The organism is Gellertiella hungarica (assembly GCF_014197145.1).
GTDB classification, from domain to species: Bacteria; Pseudomonadota; Alphaproteobacteria; order Rhizobiales; family Rhizobiaceae; genus Gellertiella; species Gellertiella hungarica.
In genome coordinates this window covers 1-17931 of the sequence record NZ_JACIEZ010000021.1, presented here as the reverse complement: position 1 = coordinate 17931, position 17931 = coordinate 1, and the positions used below count along the sequence as shown (strand labels likewise).

Sequence of the window (17931 nt, the reverse complement as noted above, 5' to 3'; positions counted from 1 at the left end):
CATGACCGCACAAGTAGGCCGGACATATGACCGCACCGTTCCCATGTGGTGAAATCGACTGAAGAGCACCTTGCACCGCGGGCCGTTCCACATATGCGGGTTGATTGACGAAGAGACGGTCGGACCAAGGTTCGCGAATGGAAGCGGGGGTGGTGTTTTGCCTCCGACAGGGGCCGGAAACCCGTCGCAGATGCCCCGCCGCGCCGGCCTTGTTGCCGCGCCGATGTGCCGGATGTGTTTCAGGCCGGGGATGGAACCCGCTGGATCGTGACGACGAAAGGGTGACGCAATGGTGAAGCTGGATCTCGTTCCATCGCTGCCTGAGCAGCGATACCCGGCGGCCCCGGTGCCCAGGCGCAGCTTTCAGGGCCGGTCAGTCCCAGAACCCATCGGCGATTTCACGGGCGATCAAGGCGCGAGCCTTCATCATTACATCGTCGCCGGAGGTGTCGATATGGCCGTGAAAGCGTGTCCGGGCGCCATATGCCATCCAGTTGGCATAGCGGCAGTATTCGCGGGAACCGAGCCGGAAGGCGCGCATGTCCTCGGCCCAATGCGGCTTCGGCTCCACGACGACGGTGACGCCGCCGCGAGTTTCCTCCCAGGGCAACGTGCGTTCGTTCGGGCGGTTTTCCCGATCCTGGGCTAAGATTTCGTCGATGGTGATGGGCATGGATGCCTCCTGAAAACAATGAAAGGCCCGGCCTCCTGCGGAAGACCGGGCCGAGGGACATGATCGCGATTGCAGGTGCCCGCCGTGGATCAGGCGGCGGCGCGACCTTCGACGACATCGGCGCCGACCTCATCGGCAGTCACGTCTTCAAGACGCGCGGCGCTGTGGCGGTTCTTGGCCAGCCACAGTTCGGCAGCCTCCCGGCTTTCGGCCAGGTGCAGCAATTCGCTGTTGCCGCCGAAGTCCTGAAGCACCCGCACCATGCCGATGGCAGGCCGCTCGACGATCTCGAAGGAAAGATCGCTATCGACCGAGTGGGTGCGCAAGACGGTGACGAGGATCACGCCTGCGCTGGCGAAATTGCCCTCATGCAGGGTGATCGAAGCAGGAGAGGAATAGGTCGGGCGCTCGCGCGCCGGCTCCTTCTTCACCAGCCGCCCGACACCGTTTCGCCGTTCCCAGGCGGCGAGCTTCTTGGTGAAGCGCGCCGGTGGCTTCGGGGCGTGATCGGTGTAGCGGATCAGAGCGCCGAGGGGCGCGGTGTCGTGAATGATATGTGCGGACATGGGAACTATCTCCAGAAACGAGAAAGGCCCGGCGAATGCCAGGCCGGATAAGTCGTGGTGTGGAAAAAGGGGGCGACCGGAGCCGCCCCATCGTTGAGGATCATTCGGCGGCAATCATGTGGTCCGCGTCATTGTCGGCATGGACTTCATCCTCGGCGTCACCGGCGAGAAAGTCCGGCAACGCCTCAGTATCGTCCTGCGCCTCGGCTTCGACCGGGGCCTGTTCCGGGTCGAACAGGCGCAGCGGCTCAGGCAACCAGCCGGTATCGGCCAGAAGACGTTCGGCCTCCTTGGCCATGTCGCCTTTCTTCAGGTGCTCGATCAGTGAAGCGGCGCGTTCGCCAGCCCCTTCGCGCACAGCCTCAAGAATGCGAGTCTTGGTGACGCGACCGAGATAGTTCTCGACCGTTGGCCGCCATCCTGCAGTCTCGACCATATCGAGGCCGGTCGCGCGTGCCAGACGGTCAGCCTGCGCGAGCCGCCGTTCCAACCCATGCTGCGAGATGCCGTTGCCGCTGAAGGGATTGGGCCTCTCGTAGAGTGCATTGACACCATAGGCGATGCAATGGGCAAGCAGCGCCATCCGGCTGGCATCATCAAGCGCCGCGATCCAGTCCCACAAAGCGTCGTCATCGGTCGGCAGGTCCGCCTTCCAGTCCTCATAGCGCGCTTCGATGGACTTGGCCGAAGGGCTGTCCTTCAGGTCCGTGCCCTGCGACGAGAAGAAGTGATGACGCACGCCGACTTCCAGGCAGCCGCCCGGTGCGGAATAGTGGTAACGCTCTATCACGAGCCGATGCAGCAAGGCCGTCATGGCGACATGGGGATTGTTCGCCAGCGCATCGTGCAGCGCCAGCGTCCGGTGCGCGGTCAGTTCCGCGACCAGTCGTTCCGGCAAGGGCTTGATGACGTCATCCTCCTCGTCCGGTTCGGCCGGCTGCCCGCCCACGGTGATGACCGCACGCTGCACCGCCGGAGCCGAAGACGACACGCCATCGGGATCGACGCCTTCGGAATCCTCCTCGCTATCGACGGTCACGGGCTTTTCGTCTTCGGGACGGACATAGCCGCGATCGACCGATAGGCGGCCTTCGCGGTCGATGCTGAGGAACACGCCGGCCTGGGCGATCTCGGCCGGATCGTAGATCACAGGCCGATCCTCGAAGGCGGCCAGCGCGGTTTCGATTTCGCCGACCCGCTCATCCACTTCGTCGGGATATTGCTCGGCCTCGGCATATTCGGCTTCCAGCGCCTCATATTCCGCGGTGAGCGCGTCGAAACTGGCCTGTTCCTCCTCGGTCAAGGGCGTGGTGGCGCCGATCAACCGGCGAAGACCGTGACCATAGCCATAGGGAACCTCGACACGCGCGTCGACCCATTTCCAGCCTTCGGCCGCGATAACCTCGGCTTCCGACTTCAGCTTGTCATCGGTGAGTTGGTCGAGCAGCGCGACATCCTGCAACCAGCCGCCGTCATCGGACTGGAACAGATCGTTGAGCACGATGCCGCCGGCCGCCTCATAGGCTTCGACGCCGACGAACTGCGCGCGCTTGTCGCTCGCCCGCACCGTAGTCTCGGTCAGCATGCGGCGGATCTGATGCGGCTCCTTCGACCAGCTATCCTTGATCGCCTCCCAGACCTGTTCCTGCCGGGCATGATCGGGATTGATGGTGAAGGCCATGAGCTGTTCGAGCGTCAGGCCATCCTCGGCATAAAGCTCGAGCAGCGAAGGTGCGACCGCAGCGAGGCGCAAGCGCTGCTTCACGACATGAGCCGAGACGAAGAAGGCCGCGGCGATCTCCTCCTCCGACATGCCCTTGGTGCGCATGTCCTGGAAGGCGCGATACTGGTCGAGGGGATGGAGCGGCGCGCGCTGGATATTCTCGGCCAGGCTGTCGTCTTCGGCGAGAATAGTGGAACCTGCTTCGCGCACTATGCACGGGACCGGCGCGGTCCTGGTCAGGCGCTTGGCCTTCACCAGCAGTTCCAGCGCACGGTAGCGACGGCCACCGGCGGGAATTTCGAACATGCCGGTCTCGGCGCCATCGGCATTGACGACGGGGCGCACATTGAGACCCTGAAGCAGACCGCGCCGGGCGATGTCCTGCGACAGCTCCTCGATCGACACGCCGGCCTTGATGCGCCGGACGTTCGACTGGCTGAGGATCAGCTTGTTGAAGGGAATGTCACGCGAGGGCGACAGGTTGATTTTTTGAACGGCGGTAGCCATCGTGGTAGTCTCCGTGACGAGCGCCGAGAGCCTCTCTCTCGACCTCAAACCCGTCACGAGAACCCCGTCACCCCTCTCCCTTTCTCCTTCGGGCCGGGGGCAGAAATCCGAGGGCGAAGCCGGGATGGATCACGGCTCGGATGAGCCTTCTCGTTCCTGCCGCAGCGCCTCACGCATGATCGCGGCCATGACATCGATGATTTCGATGCGGACTTCTTCGGGAACGCGCTCGGGGTGAAAGGCGTCGTTCATCGCCGCGCCCCGGTGGTCGAAATCCGCGATGATCCCGCGCGCCGCGCGCATGGCCCAATCGCCGGGTTCGGGCAGCACGATGTCGTCCTCGCCCTCGGGCTCGTGCGCATCGAAGGGGACTCTCTGGCCCGATCTCAGCCGGTCCTGTGCATATTGGTCGAGCGTGCGACCACCGTCGGTCTTCGGCCATTTCTGCCGTGCCATATGGTCTCCGGCCGGAGGCCTGATGGGGCGCGGGATCGAGACCCAGGCGAGCACCTGGCCGCGTTCGAGCGCCTCACCGAAGTCGATCCCCTGCTTATGGGCATAAACAAGAAGATCGGTCAGCAGTATGGAGAGGTCGTGGGCCCCGCCGGATGGTTTACGCCCACAATCGAGCGCGTGTTTTTCGATCGTGCGCGCTGTTTGCAGATGATGGTCGAGTGCCGCCATGTTCGATCGCCTTTCTTGTCTGGCTCGTTTCATTGCATGGCGGAAAGTTTGCGTGAACACATCTTTTCAATATTGCGCGGGCGGCGACAGCTGATCCCACAACGCCGTGACGGACTTACGGAGTATTCGCCGCTTTAGGTCGAGGATCACATTTCTCTTTGCGTGGGGAGCGATCGATGCCGGGTTCATTGGCGGATCGCTCGTATCGGCCGCGTGACTGTCGCATTGCCATTCGGGTCAGGGAACTCGGTTGCCCATGTTCACTTGGAAACAACCGGTCCGGTCTGGCCCCGTAGCGCGAGGAACAGCCTTAAGCCGGCCTACGCGCCCATGCTCTTTGTCGCTGTCGCCCGCCTGCGCGGGATCGGGTCGAAGCCGGGAAAGGCGCGCGTGTTTATCATGCCGCCTCCCGGTCGTGATCGACCGCGATGCCGCCATCTGCTTCGGGAAGAAAGGACAATATCCAGTCGGCGCCCTTGCTGGCCTGCGAGGCGGCGCGGACGATAGCGCGGGAATCCTCGCGCATGACCTCCAGCCAGGAGCCGATATAATCGGCATGGCGCACGGTCGGCACGATGCCGAGGGCCGCGCAACTGAAGGCCGAAATCTGCTCGGCGACCATCTCCTCGAAGGCATATTTCTTCGAGCCGAAGGAGCCGCTGAGATCCCGGTTGAGACGGGTGCGATGGCCGCTGGCGTGGCCGATTTCGTGCAAAGCCGTCCGGTGCCAGTTGATCGGCTCAAAATACGCCTGTGGCGGCGGGACCATCACGAAATCCTGCGATGGCGCGTAGAAGGCGCGATCGCCGCCGATGCGGAAGTCGATGCCGGTGGCGCGTATCAGCGCCTCGACCCTCGGCTCGATCAGGCCGGGCGGAGGTGGCGGCGCAATGGTGGCGATGTCGTCAGGCAGACCCTCGCATTGCGCCGCGTTGAAGACGGTAAACCTCTTCAGGAACGGGATAGACTGTGCGTCGTCGCCGGTTTCGCGGGCGCGGCGCTTCTCGTCCTCCGGCGTGAAACGGTCGGCATAGACGACAGTGGTGCCGCGCTCGCCCTTCATGACGTTGCCGCCGAGCGACAGCGCCTGGCGAAAGGTCAGCCAGCTCTGGCTAGGAAAGCCGTGCTGAATGACGGCACCCCAGAGAATTAGAATGTTGATGCCCGAATAGGTTCGGCCCGTGCTGGCGTTTGTCGGCAGTCCGAGCGGTGCGGTGTTCGGCAATGCGCCCCAGGGCTGCACCCACGGCAGGCGGCCTTGCTCCAGTTCGGCGATGATCTTGTTGGTGATGTCGTCGTATAGGTTCGTACGGTCGGCGCCATTGCGTGCACGGCGATCATATCTGGCCATCGGACTGCTCCACGACGGGCGCCGGAAGCCTCTCTTCCGGCCTTGAACCCGTCACGGAAAACCCGTCCGCACTCTCACTCTCGTGGGGCGTTGCGGGACAGGCTGTGCAGAAACTCAGAAATCAGTGTAGTTTACGCAGTCAGCGTGGATCGACCTCGTCGTTCGGGCTGATTGCTCCCTGCGAATGCCGACGAGATGTCAGTTCCGCAAACTCTCAAATTCCGGGAGAACCCGCATCGCCTCCGCGATCAGTCGCATGTCTTCCTCCTGAAGCCGGCGCCTTGGTCCACGCATCACCATGCCCCAGTTGGTGCCGAGATCCCGGGTCAGTCGAAGCTCGTCCAGGAGCGGCATGATCGGCGCGGGCTCCGCGTCCTTCCGATAGTCCACGTCGACGCGATACGGATTGAAGTTCATCGCCTGCTCGACGCGGTATGGCGCGTCCGAGGTTACGCAGCCGATGATTGTGAAGGCCTGAACTGTCTCGCCCTCTCCCATGCCCTCGCGCGGGGAGTAGTAGACGATCCAGTCGCCCTTCCTGAGACACTTCACCGCAACATGCTTGCCGTGACCAAGTTGCGCAAAGCCTCCATCTCGCCCCCTACGGGCATGCTGCGCCGATGCGACGCCCATCCAAAACGCCATCGCCTATTCCCCTTCGAGCGCATCAGCGCAGCGTCGCAGAAGGCTATCCAGCAGCCTGGTCTCGTCGCCCGTCAGGCCGGAGAGCATCCGCCGCTCGACGGTTTCGGCCGCGATAATGCCGGCCCGTGCCGCTGCTTTCCCCTTGTCGGTCAGTTCCGTCATGATGATCCGCCCATGTTCGGGATGCGGTGTGCGGGTAATAAACCCGTCCCGCTCCAGCGTGACCAGCATGCCCTGCATGGACTGGGGCGTCACAAAAGCAGCGCGCGCCAGGGAGGCATTTGAGATCTGTGGGTTTTCGTCGATGGCAAGCAGCACGGCATTCTGCGCCGCAGAGACGCCGGTCCCGGCCAATTCCGCCTCAAGCCGTTGGCGCAGACGATGCTGGGTGATTTTCAAGCTGTAGCCGATCCAAGCCTCCCCGCTTGAGACGTTCATTTTGCGCATTGACATATCAGCTTCCTGATATAGATATAAGGAACCTGATAATATGTCGGAGCAGACAGAATGACAATGCCGATCGGACCATCCTTCATCGCTTTGCAGGTTCGTGACCTCGCAAAATCGGCCGCCTTCTACAAGGACGTGTTCGGCTTCACAGCAGCAGACCGGAACCCGCCCGGCGCTGTCGTCTTCATCACTAGGCCGATCGCTCTGGCGCTGCGCGAACCACTGCGGCCTCTACCCGAGAATGTCCCGTTGGGAACCGGCATGGTGCTCTGGGTTGCCTGCGACGATGCGGATGCCTTCCATAATTTGATCGTGGAGCGCGGCGGAAAGGTGCTGAGCCCACCGAGCGATGGCCCGTTCGGCAGATTCTTCGTGGCCGGCGATCCTGATGGGTACACCATCACGTTCCACACGGCTCAAAGCTGACCGTCGTCAATGCCGCCTTTCCGTCTACGCTACTGAGATTGAGGACACCAACAAGAAGGACGAGCGACAGGCGGCCCCACTGTTCGTTACCGGGGCGACAGGCAGCTAGGCCGTCGCGTGATCCAGAAGAGGCGCCGTGGTCACTTAAAGTCCCGCGTCTTTACCCTGATCGCGTCGATATGCAGGTCACGTACAAACATGTCGCGCGCTCGTGTCACTTTTGGCGGCTGACTGCGTGGATCGGGCGTCGGCGAGCCGTGGTGGAACTCATCGCCGCGACTATGCGGCAAGGGAAATGCCCCATCGCGCTGCCCTATACTCGCCAATTCCGCGGACAGATCGGTAATCCGATGCGCGACCAGATGCACCACCTCGCCCTCGCGCTGGATGCGGCCTTTCACGGCGATCATGCCCGAGGACAGGATGATCCGGCGATACCGCTCGAACACCTTGGTCCAGACGACAAGATTGGCGGTGCCGGTTTCATCTTCGACGGTTACGAACATCACGCCTTTTGCAGAGCCGGGACGCTGGCGAACGAGAACGATGCCGGCCGATTCCAGCCATCGCCCATCGCGTGACCCCATGGCCTCGGCACAGGAGACGATCCGACGGCCCGAGAGATCGGCACGCAGGAAGGAAACCGGATGGCGGCGCAGCGACAGGCCGGTGTGGCTATAGTCCTCGACCACCTCGCGCCCGGCAGCCATGGGGCGCAACGCGATCGCAGGCTCATTGACCTCCGGGACGGTTCCGCCTTCGCGCTCTGAGGCAGCCGCGAACAGCGGCAGTTCCTCGTCCCGCAATCCCTTGATCGCCCAGAGCGCCTCCCGGCGCGCAAGGCTGAAGGCCGGGCCAAAACCGTCAGCTTCGGCAATCCGGGTCATGGCGGCGACAGGCACGCCGCAGCGGCGCCAGAGGTCATCGACCGAGGCAAATGGCTCATCGGCCCGGGCCGCGACGATGGATGCGGCATGGGCGTTGGCCAGTCCCTTCACCATGCACAGACCGAGGCGGACCGCAAAGCGGGTCTCGTCGTCTGTCGGCTCCAGCGTACAATCCCATCGCGAAGCGTTGACGCAGATCGGACGCACCTCGACACCATGGTCGCGGGCATCCCGGACGATTTGTGCCGGGGCGTAGAAGCCCATGGGTTGGGAGTTCAGAAGAGCGGCGCAGAATGCATCGGGGTGCCAGCATTTCAGCCAGGCGGAGGCATAGGCAACCAAGGCAAAGGAGGCGGCGTGGCTCTCGGGGAAGCCGTAGGAGCCGAAGCCCTCCAGTTGCCGGAAGGTGCGTTCGGCAAATTCCCGATCATAGCCATTGGCCACCATTCCCTCGATCAGCTTGTCGCGGAATTTCGAGACGCCGCCGGTGAATTTGAAAGTGGCCATGCTCTTGCGCAGGAGGTCGGCCTCGCCGGGAGTGAAGCCTGCGCATTCGATGGCCACGCGCATGGCCTGCTCTTGAAAGAGCGGCACGCCGAGGGTTTTGCCGAGCACCTTTTCCAGCTCTGGCGTTGGGTAGTGAACCTCTTCCAGTCCTTCGCGGCGACGGAGATAGGGATGGACCATGTCACCCTGGATCGGCCCCGGTCGAACGATGGCGACCTGCACCACCAGATCGTAATAGGTGCGCGGTTTCAGCCGGGGCAGCATCGACATCTGCGCGCGAGACTCGATCTGAAACGTCCCGAGGGTGTCTGCTTTACGGATCATGGCGTAGGTGCGTGGATCTTCGGCGGGGATGGTCGCCAGATCGACGGCGATCCCCTTGTGTTCGGCGATCAGATCGAGACCCTTGCGCATGCAGGTCAGCATCCCGAGAGCCAAGACATCCACCTTCATGAAGCGCAGGGCGTCGATATCGTCCTTGTCCCATTCGATGATCTGGCGATCCACCATGGCGGCGGGTTCGATCGGCACGAGATCATCGAGCCGGTCATGGGTCAGGACGAAGCCGCCCGGATGCTGCGACAAATGCCGGGGTGCGCCGCGAAGCTGCGCTGCCAGTTCGAGGGTCAGGCGCAGACGGCGATCCTGCGGATTGAGGTTCAACTCACGGATTTGCTGATCCGATACGCCGGTTTCCGACCAGGCCCAGAGCTGGCCGGAAAGGGTGTGGAGCAGATCCTCAGGAAGGCCCATGGCCTTGCCGACATCGCGCAGCGCGCCCTTGGAACGATAGCGGATGACGGTGGCCGTCAGCGCGGCATGGTCCCGGCCATAATGCTCATAAACCCACTGGATGACCTCTTCGCGGCGTTCATGCTCGAAATCCACATCGATGTCGGGCGGCTCCCTGCGTTCCTCACTGACGAAGCGTTCGAAGAGCAGATCGTTGCGGCCGGGATCGATGGCGGTGATGCCGAGGACATAGCAGACGGCTGAGTTCGCCGCCGAACCGCGTCCCTGACAGAGAATGCCGCGCGAGCGGGCAAACTGGACGATGCTGTTGACGGTCAAAAAATATGGCGCGTAGTCGAGTTTGCCGATCAGGGCCAGTTCGTGGCGCAGCGCCGCCGTCACTTCGTCAGGCACGCCTTCGGGATAACGTGTCGCCGCACCCTCCCAGGTTAGTCTGTCCAGTGTCTGTTGCGGCGTCAGGGCCGGATCGTCACGTTCCTCGGGATATTGGTATCGCAGTTCGTCAAGGCTGAAGGTGCAGCGGCGCATGATCTCCACTGTGCGCGCCAGCGCTTCCGGCCAACGCGCGAACAGACGGTGCATCTCGGCGGGCGGTTTCAGGTATCGATCGGCATGGCGTTCCCTCCGATGACCGAGGGCGTCGATCGTAGTGTTGTGGCGGATGGCCGTCACGACGTCCTGTAACATGCGGCGGCCCGGTTCATGGAACAGCACGTCATTGGTCACGACGGTCGGCACTCGCGCCTGTTGCGCCAGCATCGACAGCTCCCACAGCCGCATCTGATCGTTGGGACGGCGGCGCAGCGTGAGCGCCAGATAGGCGCGATCCCCGAAGGTGTCACGCAGTCGTCGCAGCCGCAGGGCGCAGACCGCATCGGCCAGATCGGGCACCAGGACCGCGATCATGCCTTCGCCATAGGCGACCAGATCAGCCCATTCCAGATGGCATCCCCCTTTTCCGGCGCGGCCCTTGCCGAGAGTCAGTAGGCGGCACAGCCGCGACCATGCATCCCGATCGGTGGGATAGACCAGTACCGACATGCCGCAGGCCAAGTCGAGGCGGCAGCCGACGATCAGCCGGACGCCGGTGACCTTGGCGGCCTCATGGGCGCGGACGATCCCGGCGACCGAATTTCGGTCCACTACGGCGAGCGCCTCGATCCCCATGAGAGCGGCGGTCGCAAACAGCTCGTCGGCCGAGGAGGCGCCGCGCAGGAAGGAATACTGCGACGTCACCTGCAATTCGGCATAGCGCGGCCCATTTCTCGAGGCGTCCGTCATCCGAAGATCCCGTGCATGAACCAGCGATGCGAGCCGGTGGCGGCATCCTCGCCATCGCCGGCGCGAAAGACCCAGAAGCGTTCGCCGGCGTCATCCTCGATGCGGAAGTAGTCGCGCACCGCCGCCAGTTCCGCATCGCGCTTCCACCATTCGCCGAAGACACGTTCAGGTCCGTCAGCCCGGCGCACCCGCCGCCTTACGCCGCGCCAGGAAATCCAGTTTGGCGGATGATCGGGCAGAAGCGCCATGGTCTCGATGGGCTCAGGCTGCATCAGCAGCCGCGATGGGCGGGGCCAATGATCCGGCCAGCCTGCGCCGGTCTCCGCCGCAAGTGCGGGAATGCGGCAGATGGATCGTTCCGGGACGTCGCTGGCGACGGGAGCAAAGCGATAGATTGCCCGCGCGCCGACCCGGTTCGCCAGGACATCGATCAGCCCGGAAAGATCGGGTTCCGGCGTGTCGATAAGTGATGTCGTCGCTTGCCGCGCTTCCAAAGGTTCGACAAGGGTGGCCGCGAGCGACATGATCTCGATGCCGAGGCCGGGATCGATGATTTCTATCTTGTCGCAAAGAAGTCGGGTCAGTCGTTTTGGCTCGCGCACGGGACGGGCAAGCCCGATGCGCACCGTCTCGATGCGGTTGTCGACCCGGTGACAGAGCAGATCGAGGCGCCGCGCCCCAAGGCCACGTTGCTCCAACGTATCGCAGAGGGAGGCGACGAGCTTCCCGATATAGCGCGCGATCGTTTCGACCGCCCCGATGGGTTCAGCAAAGCTGCGCCTGGCTTCGATCATATCCTCGGGACGCACCGGTGTGATCGGCTCGGCGGCCGCGCCGAGCGCCTGATCGAGCCGGCGGCCGAGTTCAGGACCGAACCTGCGCGTGAGTGGCGCGCGAGGCTGGGCGATCAGGTCGGAGATCGCGGCAAAGCCGAGATCACGCAGGCCGGCGGAGATCGAATCCGGGAGGCGAAGTGCCTCAAGGGGCAATGGCGAAATCAGGGCCTCTCCATTGCCGGCACCTCCGATCAGAACCGGATCTGCCCGGTAGCGCGCCAGCGCATGGGCGGCGCCCCAGGTGTCGGCGACGGCGGCTCGGGCGGCCACACCCGAAAGGGTCAGACGCCCGATAAGCGCATCCAGCATGGCGGCTTCGCCGCCGTGGAGATGGTCGGCGCCGGTGGATTCGATGACGATGCCATCGGGTGGATCGACCGCGACGATCGGACTGAAGCGCTGCAAGACCCAGAGGGCGAGACGTTCCAGGCTCTCCGCGTCGGCCTTGGGGTCGGCCGGTTCGATGGCGAGACCCGGCACGAGAGCCTGCGCCTTGGTGACAGGAATCCCGACCCGCAGGCCGAGTGCCTGGGCCGCAGAATCCGCCGCCGTGATAATGCGCCTGTTGCGGTCGCGCCCGACAAGAACCAGAGGCGCTTCAACCGGCAGCGCTGTGTCGCCAGTCTTCCGCCGCAGCCGGTCTGTCGGCCATGTCGGCAGGAAGACCGAGATGACCCGAGCCATCGCACGCCTCCAGTTCTATATTGAGGGATTCCCCGGCGCGGGCGCGGATCAGCTCGATGAGCCAACGTGCGCGTCCGACGCCCGGAACCGGCAAGGGCCGCGACGGCAGCACCGAGACCCGCCACCGCGTCATCGCCGCGCTGGGCTGCCCGAAATCGCTGGCTTCGGCCTGCCGTCGCCAGCGCCGCAGTGCGATGCCTATGGTCCCGCTCTCCTTGGCGGCCAGATGCAGCCGCCGCGAGGCGGTCATCGGCAGACGGGCAATATCGGCGACCACTGCGCCAAGACCGCCATGCCGCAATCCTTCCTCCATGCAGGCCAGAACCGATTTGTCGTCTCCGGCCTCGACATGGATGACGCGATCGGGGGACAGGCCAGCCTGTTCCAGTCCCGGTGCGAACAAATCCTGCTGCGCCACGCACCATAGAACCTTGCCCGGTGTGCGGGCCGCGATCCCGGCTACGAAACAGGCGGCGGCCGCCCCGTCCACGGCGCCATTTCCGCCGCCCGCGACCTCATGCAGGCACCCGAGCGCAAGCCCACCGCCAGGCAATCTCCGATCCAGCGTTGGCACGCCGAAGGGCAGCACCTCCCGCGTGCGCGCGCCATCCCCCTCCAGCTGCGCGATACGCTCACGCAGCGCCAAAAAGGCCGGGTTGACGGGGCGCGTATTCATGCGCGGGGGGTGCTCCGAGGGTTGTCACAGTGGATTCTCGCCGTTATGTTCCTTATTTGTTCTCATTCCAGCCGAGAGTCAATGTGAGTCCGACGAAATGTGAACGACAGGCTCTTCCGGGGCTTTTATTGTAGGCGCACAGTAAAACCGGAGGATCGGGTTTGTGTAACCTCTATAATCTGACGACGAACCAGCAGGCGATCCGGGATTTCGTGGCCGCAACGCATGACAGCCTCGGGAACCTTGAGCCGTTGATCGATGTCTATCCTGATCGTCCGGCGCCGGTTGTGCGCAACCGCGACGGCAGCAGGGAACTGGCCTCCCTGACGTGGGGCATGCCGACACCAGCGGAGCACCTGAAATCACCCGACGCGCCCGACACCGGCGTCACCAATGTCCGCAAGACGTGGATCGGACATTGGCAGCAATGGCTGGGGATCGAGCACCGATGCGTGGTCCCGGCGACGGCCTTTTCGGAATATGGGCAGACGCCTGATCCGGTGACGAAGCGCAAGCCGCTCTGCTGGTTTGCTCTGGACGATAGCGAGCCGCTGTTCTTCTTTGCCGGCATCTGGACGCGGTGGGACGGCGTTCGCGGATCGAACCGAACACCGCGCCCCGGCACACATGATCTGTTCGCCTTCCTGACAACCGATGCGAACGACATTGTTAAGCCGATCCACCCCAAGGCGATGCCAGTGATCCTCACCAGCCCCGAGGAGGTAGAGACATGGCTGAACGCTGACTGGAAGGATGCGAAGGCTCTACAGCGCCCGTTGCCGGCCGATTGGTTGAGGATCGTCGAGCGGTCCAGAATGCTCGAGAAGTGACCCGGACGATGGCGGGCGTGGGCGTCCATCAGAGCGACACAGGCGAAGCGGGGGAAAAAATCCGCAAGATCATCCATGTTGATATGGATGCATTTTATGCCTCAGTCGAACAGCGCGATGATCCAAGCTTGCGGGGCAAGCCGGTTGCGGTTGGCGGATCGGCCGCGCGCGGCGTGGTGGCCGCAGCAAGTTATGAAGCGCGCGAATATGGTGTGCGATCGGCGATGCCATCGGTCACGGCGAAGCGGCGTTGCCCCGATCTGGTTTTCGTGAAGCCCCGCTTCGATGTCTATCGGGCGGTTTCGGCCCAGATCCGGGAGATCTTCGCCGAGCACACCGATCTGATCGAACCGCTGTCCCTCGACGAAGCCTATCTCGACGTAAGCTCCAACAAGCGGGGCATTCCTCTCGCGACCGAAGTGGCGCAGATCATCCGCGACCGCATCAAGGAGGTCACGGGCCTCAACGCTTCGGCGGGCATCAGCTACTGCAAGTTCCTCGCGAAAATGGCGAGCGACCTCAACAAGCCTAATGGCCAGGCGGTCATCACACCCGCGCGCGGCCCGCAATTCGTGGCAGAACTGGCGGTGAACAAGTTTCATGGCGTCGGGCCGGCCACGGCGGCGAAGATGGAGCGCCTCGGCATTCTGACAGGCGCTGATCTCAGGGAGAAATCGCCCGAGTATCTGCGGGAGCATTTCGGGAAGTCGGGCGGATGGTATCACAGCATCTCACGCGGGATCGACCACCGCCCGGTGGAACCACATCGCGAGCGCAAGTCCATCGGGGCCGAGGATACCTTTAGCACGGACATTTTCGATCTCGAACCGGCGAGGAAAGAGATCGACTCGCTATCGGCGAAGGTCTGGCGAAGTTGCGAGGCCAAGGCGCTGACCGGCCGCACCGTGACGCTCAAGGTGAAATACGCTGACTTCCAGCAGATCACCCGCAGCCGGACAATCGAGCGCAGACTGCGCAGAGCGGAGGAACTCACCGCGATCGCGTGGGTGCTTCTAGAGGCGCTGTTCCCGGTCGAAAAGGGTGTGCGGCTTCTTGGCGTGACGCTATCCTCATTGGAGCCGGAAAGAGACGAAGATGTCGTCCGGCAACTTAGCCTCGAACTGCCGGGTCTGTAGAAACCGAACGGGAGTGGCCGGATGAAGCGGCGTGACGAGGAGAGGATTGCGGCCCAACTCGCCAAGGCGATGGCCATGATCTGCGTACGCAACACCATGCTGGAGAACATCCATGCGGGGCGGATGCCGGTAACGAAAGCCGGAGATTTCTCCGATGTTATCGTCGTCGATGCCGACGGCAATCAAATTCCATGGCAAGAGCTTTCGCGCATTGACGACAACGAAATGCGTGATCTGATGCGGCAGGTAGTAAATCGCCTCTATACGTTCCAGCTTCGCTTCGGAGAGCCCGAGTTTCAGGCCTTCGTGAACCGCTGGCTCGGCGTCGCACGCAAGTGGGACGAACCCGTTCTTGATCCCGGCCTGCCTGGCATCATCCCACCGGACGCAGCGGATTGACGAAGTCCAGCCCGGCAAAGTCCTTCTCGTTGTCCGTAACCACAATGCAGTCGTTCGCACCTGCGACAGAAGCGATGATCATGTCGAGAGCGCTGCGCGGACGGCCAGCGGCCTTGCCGTCCGCCATCAACCGTGCCCAGATCAGGCCCGCTTTGTGATCGAACGAGAGAATGCGGCCGGCAAACAGCTCCTGCGGCCCCTCCGGTCCCGAGAACCAGGCATCGAGAGCATCGCGCTTTTTCCCGCGTGGCTTCTCCAGAATGCCGCGTCGGATTTCCGCAATGGTCAGCGCCGAAATGAACAGGTCTTTGTCGCGCTGCCCTGCCCACCACGCCAGCAGCGCTTCCGACGGCTGCGGCTTGATGACGTTGCTGATGATATTGGTGTCGAGGAGATAGCGCGTCACAGATCGACCCGGCGCCCCTCTTCGCGAGAGCGCACCAGATCAAGATCGGCGCCAACCAAAGGCGAGCGGCGCAGGGCCGACAGGATACCGCCGGTTTTCGGCGGTTCCCCCGAGACCAGAGCCTTCACCGTCTGTCGGGCTTGCTCCGCTTCTGGCCCCTCCTCCGCCAGTTGGCGGGCGAGCGACCGGATCAGCTCACGATCGGATTCCAGCGCCAGGACCTCGAAGCGCTTGAAGCCACGCTGTGTCAGTCGTGTCCGGTAATTCTCGATCGCCCTCTTCTGTGCGGCATTGCTCATGGCTGGCCTCCGTGCTATATATCCTGACATATAGCCGATGTCGGCCTTGAAAACAAGGGATGTCAGCGATGCCGCGAGACTCGCACCACAAGCCATTCATGCGGAAGAATACTGCGCGTTCCCGCCAGTATTTTCCATATGCTGTGGCACGCCATGCTTCGCCCGAGCGCGACAACGCCGCCGTTATCGCCCCGACCGCCGCCAAATATACGGCTTTGATTTCAGTTGCTTACGTTAGAAACGACGGGAATGCTGCAAGTTATGACCTTGCGAGCCCCCGGAAACAAATCCAAGATGACAGGAAGCGAGCGCGAAGCGCTGCTCGAATCCCTGATGATCGACGAGCCGGAACTGACGTTCACACCGTGCGGCAATCCCGATCCGCGCCTTCTGCGTCTCGTCGAGTTTCTAGCGCGGCAGGCAGCGCGGGAATGCTACGCCGAGGAAGTGAAGATGACGCGTCGAAGGGGGAAGCGCACCTCCTGATGCCGAAAGGAGATGTGCAGTGAAAGTCGCGATCTACGCCCGGTATTCGTCGGACAATCAGCGCGAGGCGTCCATCGCCGACCAGTTCCGCATGTGCCGCCTGCGGGCGGAGAAGGAAGGCTGGTCGGTGGTCGAGGAATATTCCGATCACGCCATCTCCGGCTCCAGCATGATCCAGCGTCCCGGCATCCAGGCGGTGATCATGGATTCCGCGCGCGGCCGGTTCGACATGATCCTGGCCGAGGCGCTGGACCGGATCAGCCGCGACCAGGAGGACATCGCCGGCATCTACAAGCGCATGCGCTATGCGGATGTGAAGATGTTCACCCTGTCCGAAGGTGAGATCAGCGAGTTGCATGTTGGCCTCAAGGGCACGATGAACGCGCTGTTTCTGAAAGATCTGGCCGACAAGACCCGACGCGGGCAACGCGGTCGCGTCGAGGCCGGCAAGTCGGGCGGCGGCAATTCCTACGGCTATGACGTGGTGAAGAAGTTCGATGCCAATGGTGAGCCCGTCCGTGGCGACCGCACCATCAACGAGGCGCAGGCCGAGGTCGTCCGCCGTATCTTCCGCGACTACGCAGCCGGCAAGTCGGCCAAGACCATCGCCTTCGCCCTGAACAGGGACCGTATCCCAGCGCCGTCCGGTGGCGATTGGGGTTTCAGCACGATCAATGGCAACCCGAAGCGTGGCAACGGCATCCTCAACAACGAGATGTATGTCGGCAAGATCGTCTGGAACCGCCAGCGCTTCGTCAAAGACCCCGATACGGGCAAGCGCCAAGCTCGCCCCAATCCCGAATCCGAATGGGTCATCCAAGAGGCGCCGGAGCTGCGCATCCTCGATGACGACCTCTGGAACGCGGTGAAGGCAAGGCAGGGCGAGAACCGGACCGAGCGGGACGAGAGCGGCATCGCCGACGTCCGCAAGATGAACTACCGACGCCGGCCGAAATATCTCTTCTCGGGCCTGACCAAATGCGCCTGTTGCGGCGGCGGCTATTCCGCGATCTCGGCGACCCTGATCGGCTGCTCGACCGCACGGAACAAAGGCACCTGCGATAACCGAACCAACATCCGCCGCGACGAATTGGAGACGCGCGTGCTGAATGCGCTTCGCACCAAACTTGTCGATCCCGAATTGTTTGCTCACTTCTGCGCGGTGTTTACGCAAGAGATGAACCGGCTGCGCATGGAGGGTCGCGCCGGTATCGCCGCGGCCGAGGCCGAGATGGCGAAGATCGACCGGGAACTCGACACGCTGCTCAACCTAATCCTCAAGGGCGGCGCGGCTGACGCCATCAACTCCAAGATGGTCCTGCTCGAACACCGCAAGAAGGAGCTGGCTCTGTTCCTGGCCGAGGCTGAGGAACCGCCTCCCCTTCTGCACCCCTCGATGGCGCTGCAATACCGCAGGCGGGTGCAGCAGCTCTATGAAGCCTTGCAGGACGAAGATGAAGAGAAGCGGGTCGAGGCGGCGGACATTCTGCGCTCGCTGGTGGACAAGATCGTTCTGACGCCTGTGGACGGCAAGGTGGAGATCGACGTTCAGGGCGATCTCGCTGGAATCCTTACGATTTCCGCGCAAACGAAAAACCCCGCCGGAGAGCGGGGTGGATCGCAAGTAAAGATGGTTGCGGGGGCAGGATTTGAACCTGCGGCCTTCAGGTTATGAGCCTGACGAGCTACCGGGCTGCTCCACCCCGCGTTGATTTTGGACCGCTTA

General features: G+C 63.1%; 17 protein-coding genes and 1 tRNA gene. 5 read left to right on the top strand and 13 right to left on the bottom strand.

Going from position 1 to position 17931, the window contains the following annotated elements; all coding sequences use genetic code 11:
- Positions 1-373: 373 nt before the first annotated feature.
- The 7 genes from GGR23_RS22580 to GGR23_RS22550 all read right to left on the bottom strand — a co-directional run bounded on the left by GGR23_RS22580 (position 374) and on the right by GGR23_RS22550 (position 6602).
- Positions 374-673, bottom strand: coding sequence for a hypothetical protein (locus tag GGR23_RS22580; protein WP_183368555.1), 300 nt, complete (start codon positions 671-673; stop codon positions 374-376).
- Between the two features lie 89 nt (positions 674-762).
- Complete coding sequence (locus GGR23_RS22575; protein WP_058096187.1) at positions 763-1239, bottom strand: hypothetical protein; 477 nt, start codon at positions 1237-1239, stop codon at positions 763-765.
- A gap of 100 nt (positions 1240-1339) precedes the next feature.
- Complete coding sequence (locus GGR23_RS22570) at positions 1340-3469, bottom strand: ParB/RepB/Spo0J family partition protein (protein WP_183368554.1); 2130 nt, start codon at positions 3467-3469, stop codon at positions 1340-1342.
- 129 nt (positions 3470-3598) lie between these two features.
- Positions 3599-4153, bottom strand: a complete 555-nt coding sequence (locus tag GGR23_RS22565) for a hypothetical protein (protein WP_183368553.1) — start codon at positions 4151-4153, stop codon at positions 3599-3601.
- 397 nt (positions 4154-4550) lie between these two features.
- Entirely contained in the window at positions 4551-5504 is a 954-nt protein-coding gene (locus GGR23_RS22560) for an ArdC family protein (RefSeq protein ID WP_183368552.1), read from the bottom strand.
- A gap of 198 nt (positions 5505-5702) precedes the next feature.
- Positions 5703-6137, bottom strand: a complete 435-nt coding sequence (locus GGR23_RS22555; protein WP_246366066.1) for an EVE domain-containing protein — start codon at positions 6135-6137, stop codon at positions 5703-5705.
- Positions 6138-6152: 15 nt separating this feature from the next.
- Positions 6153-6602: a MarR family winged helix-turn-helix transcriptional regulator gene (locus GGR23_RS22550; RefSeq protein WP_183368550.1), complete on the bottom strand. Its 450-nt coding sequence runs from the start codon at positions 6600-6602 to the stop codon at positions 6153-6155.
- Positions 6603-6656: 54 nt separating this feature from the next.
- On the opposite strand from GGR23_RS22550, the gene GGR23_RS22545 reads away from it, so the two are divergent.
- Positions 6657-7025, top strand: a complete 369-nt coding sequence (locus GGR23_RS22545; protein WP_183368549.1) for a VOC family protein — start codon at positions 6657-6659, stop codon at positions 7023-7025.
- A gap of 140 nt (positions 7026-7165) precedes the next feature.
- On the opposite strand, the gene GGR23_RS22540 is transcribed toward GGR23_RS22545, so the two are convergent.
- The 3 genes from GGR23_RS22540 to GGR23_RS22530 are packed head-to-tail and all read right to left on the bottom strand — an operon-like array spanning position 7166 to position 12649.
- A complete protein-coding gene (locus GGR23_RS22540) occupies positions 7166-10453 on the bottom strand; it encodes an error-prone DNA polymerase (RefSeq protein WP_183368548.1) in 3288 nt (1095 codons plus the stop codon).
- Entirely contained in the window at positions 10450-11973 is a 1524-nt protein-coding gene (locus GGR23_RS22535; protein WP_183368547.1) for a Y-family DNA polymerase, read from the bottom strand. The genes GGR23_RS22540 and GGR23_RS22535 overlap by 4 nt, the downstream gene beginning before the upstream one ends.
- A complete protein-coding gene (locus GGR23_RS22530) occupies positions 11888-12649 on the bottom strand; it encodes an ImuA family protein (protein WP_183368546.1) in 762 nt (253 codons plus the stop codon). The genes GGR23_RS22535 and GGR23_RS22530 overlap by 86 nt, the downstream gene beginning before the upstream one ends.
- A gap of 161 nt (positions 12650-12810) precedes the next feature.
- Between GGR23_RS22530 and GGR23_RS22525 the strand changes: the two genes are divergently transcribed.
- From GGR23_RS22525 to GGR23_RS22515, 3 genes are read left to right on the top strand one after another with little or no spacing between them, the layout of a single operon-like run.
- Positions 12811-13479, top strand: coding sequence for an SOS response-associated peptidase (locus tag GGR23_RS22525; RefSeq protein ID WP_183368545.1), 669 nt, complete (start codon positions 12811-12813; stop codon positions 13477-13479).
- Between the two features lie 8 nt (positions 13480-13487).
- A complete protein-coding gene (gene dinB / locus GGR23_RS22520; protein ID WP_183368544.1) occupies positions 13488-14615 on the top strand; it encodes a DNA polymerase IV in 1128 nt (375 codons plus the stop codon).
- A 21-nt stretch (positions 14616-14636) separates the two neighbouring features.
- The gene (locus tag GGR23_RS22515) at positions 14637-15014 is read left to right on the top strand and encodes a hypothetical protein (RefSeq protein ID WP_183368543.1); all 378 of its coding nucleotides are present in this window, start codon (positions 14637-14639) and stop codon (positions 15012-15014) included.
- On the opposite strand, the gene GGR23_RS22510 is transcribed toward GGR23_RS22515, so the two are convergent.
- Together GGR23_RS22510 and GGR23_RS22505 are read right to left on the bottom strand one after the other, a co-directional pair.
- Positions 14989-15420 carry a PIN domain-containing protein gene (locus GGR23_RS22510; RefSeq protein WP_183368542.1) on the bottom strand — a complete coding sequence of 144 codons (432 nt, stop codon included), beginning with the start codon at positions 15418-15420 and terminating at the stop codon, positions 14989-14991. The genes GGR23_RS22515 and GGR23_RS22510 overlap by 26 nt on opposite strands.
- Positions 15417-15719: a hypothetical protein gene (locus GGR23_RS22505; protein ID WP_058097173.1), complete on the bottom strand. Its 303-nt coding sequence runs from the start codon at positions 15717-15719 to the stop codon at positions 15417-15419. Before GGR23_RS22505 ends, GGR23_RS22510 begins: the two co-directional genes overlap by 4 nt.
- A gap of 505 nt (positions 15720-16224) precedes the next feature.
- Here GGR23_RS22505 and GGR23_RS23650 point away from each other — a divergent pair.
- Entirely contained in the window at positions 16225-17880 is a 1656-nt protein-coding gene (locus GGR23_RS23650) for a recombinase family protein (protein ID WP_183368556.1), read from the top strand.
- On the opposite strand, the gene GGR23_RS22495 is transcribed toward GGR23_RS23650, so the two are convergent.
- Positions 17837-17913, bottom strand: a tRNA-Met gene (locus GGR23_RS22495). The two genes, GGR23_RS23650 and GGR23_RS22495, sit on opposite strands and share 44 nt — an antisense overlap.
- Positions 17914-17931 lie beyond the last annotated feature (18 nt).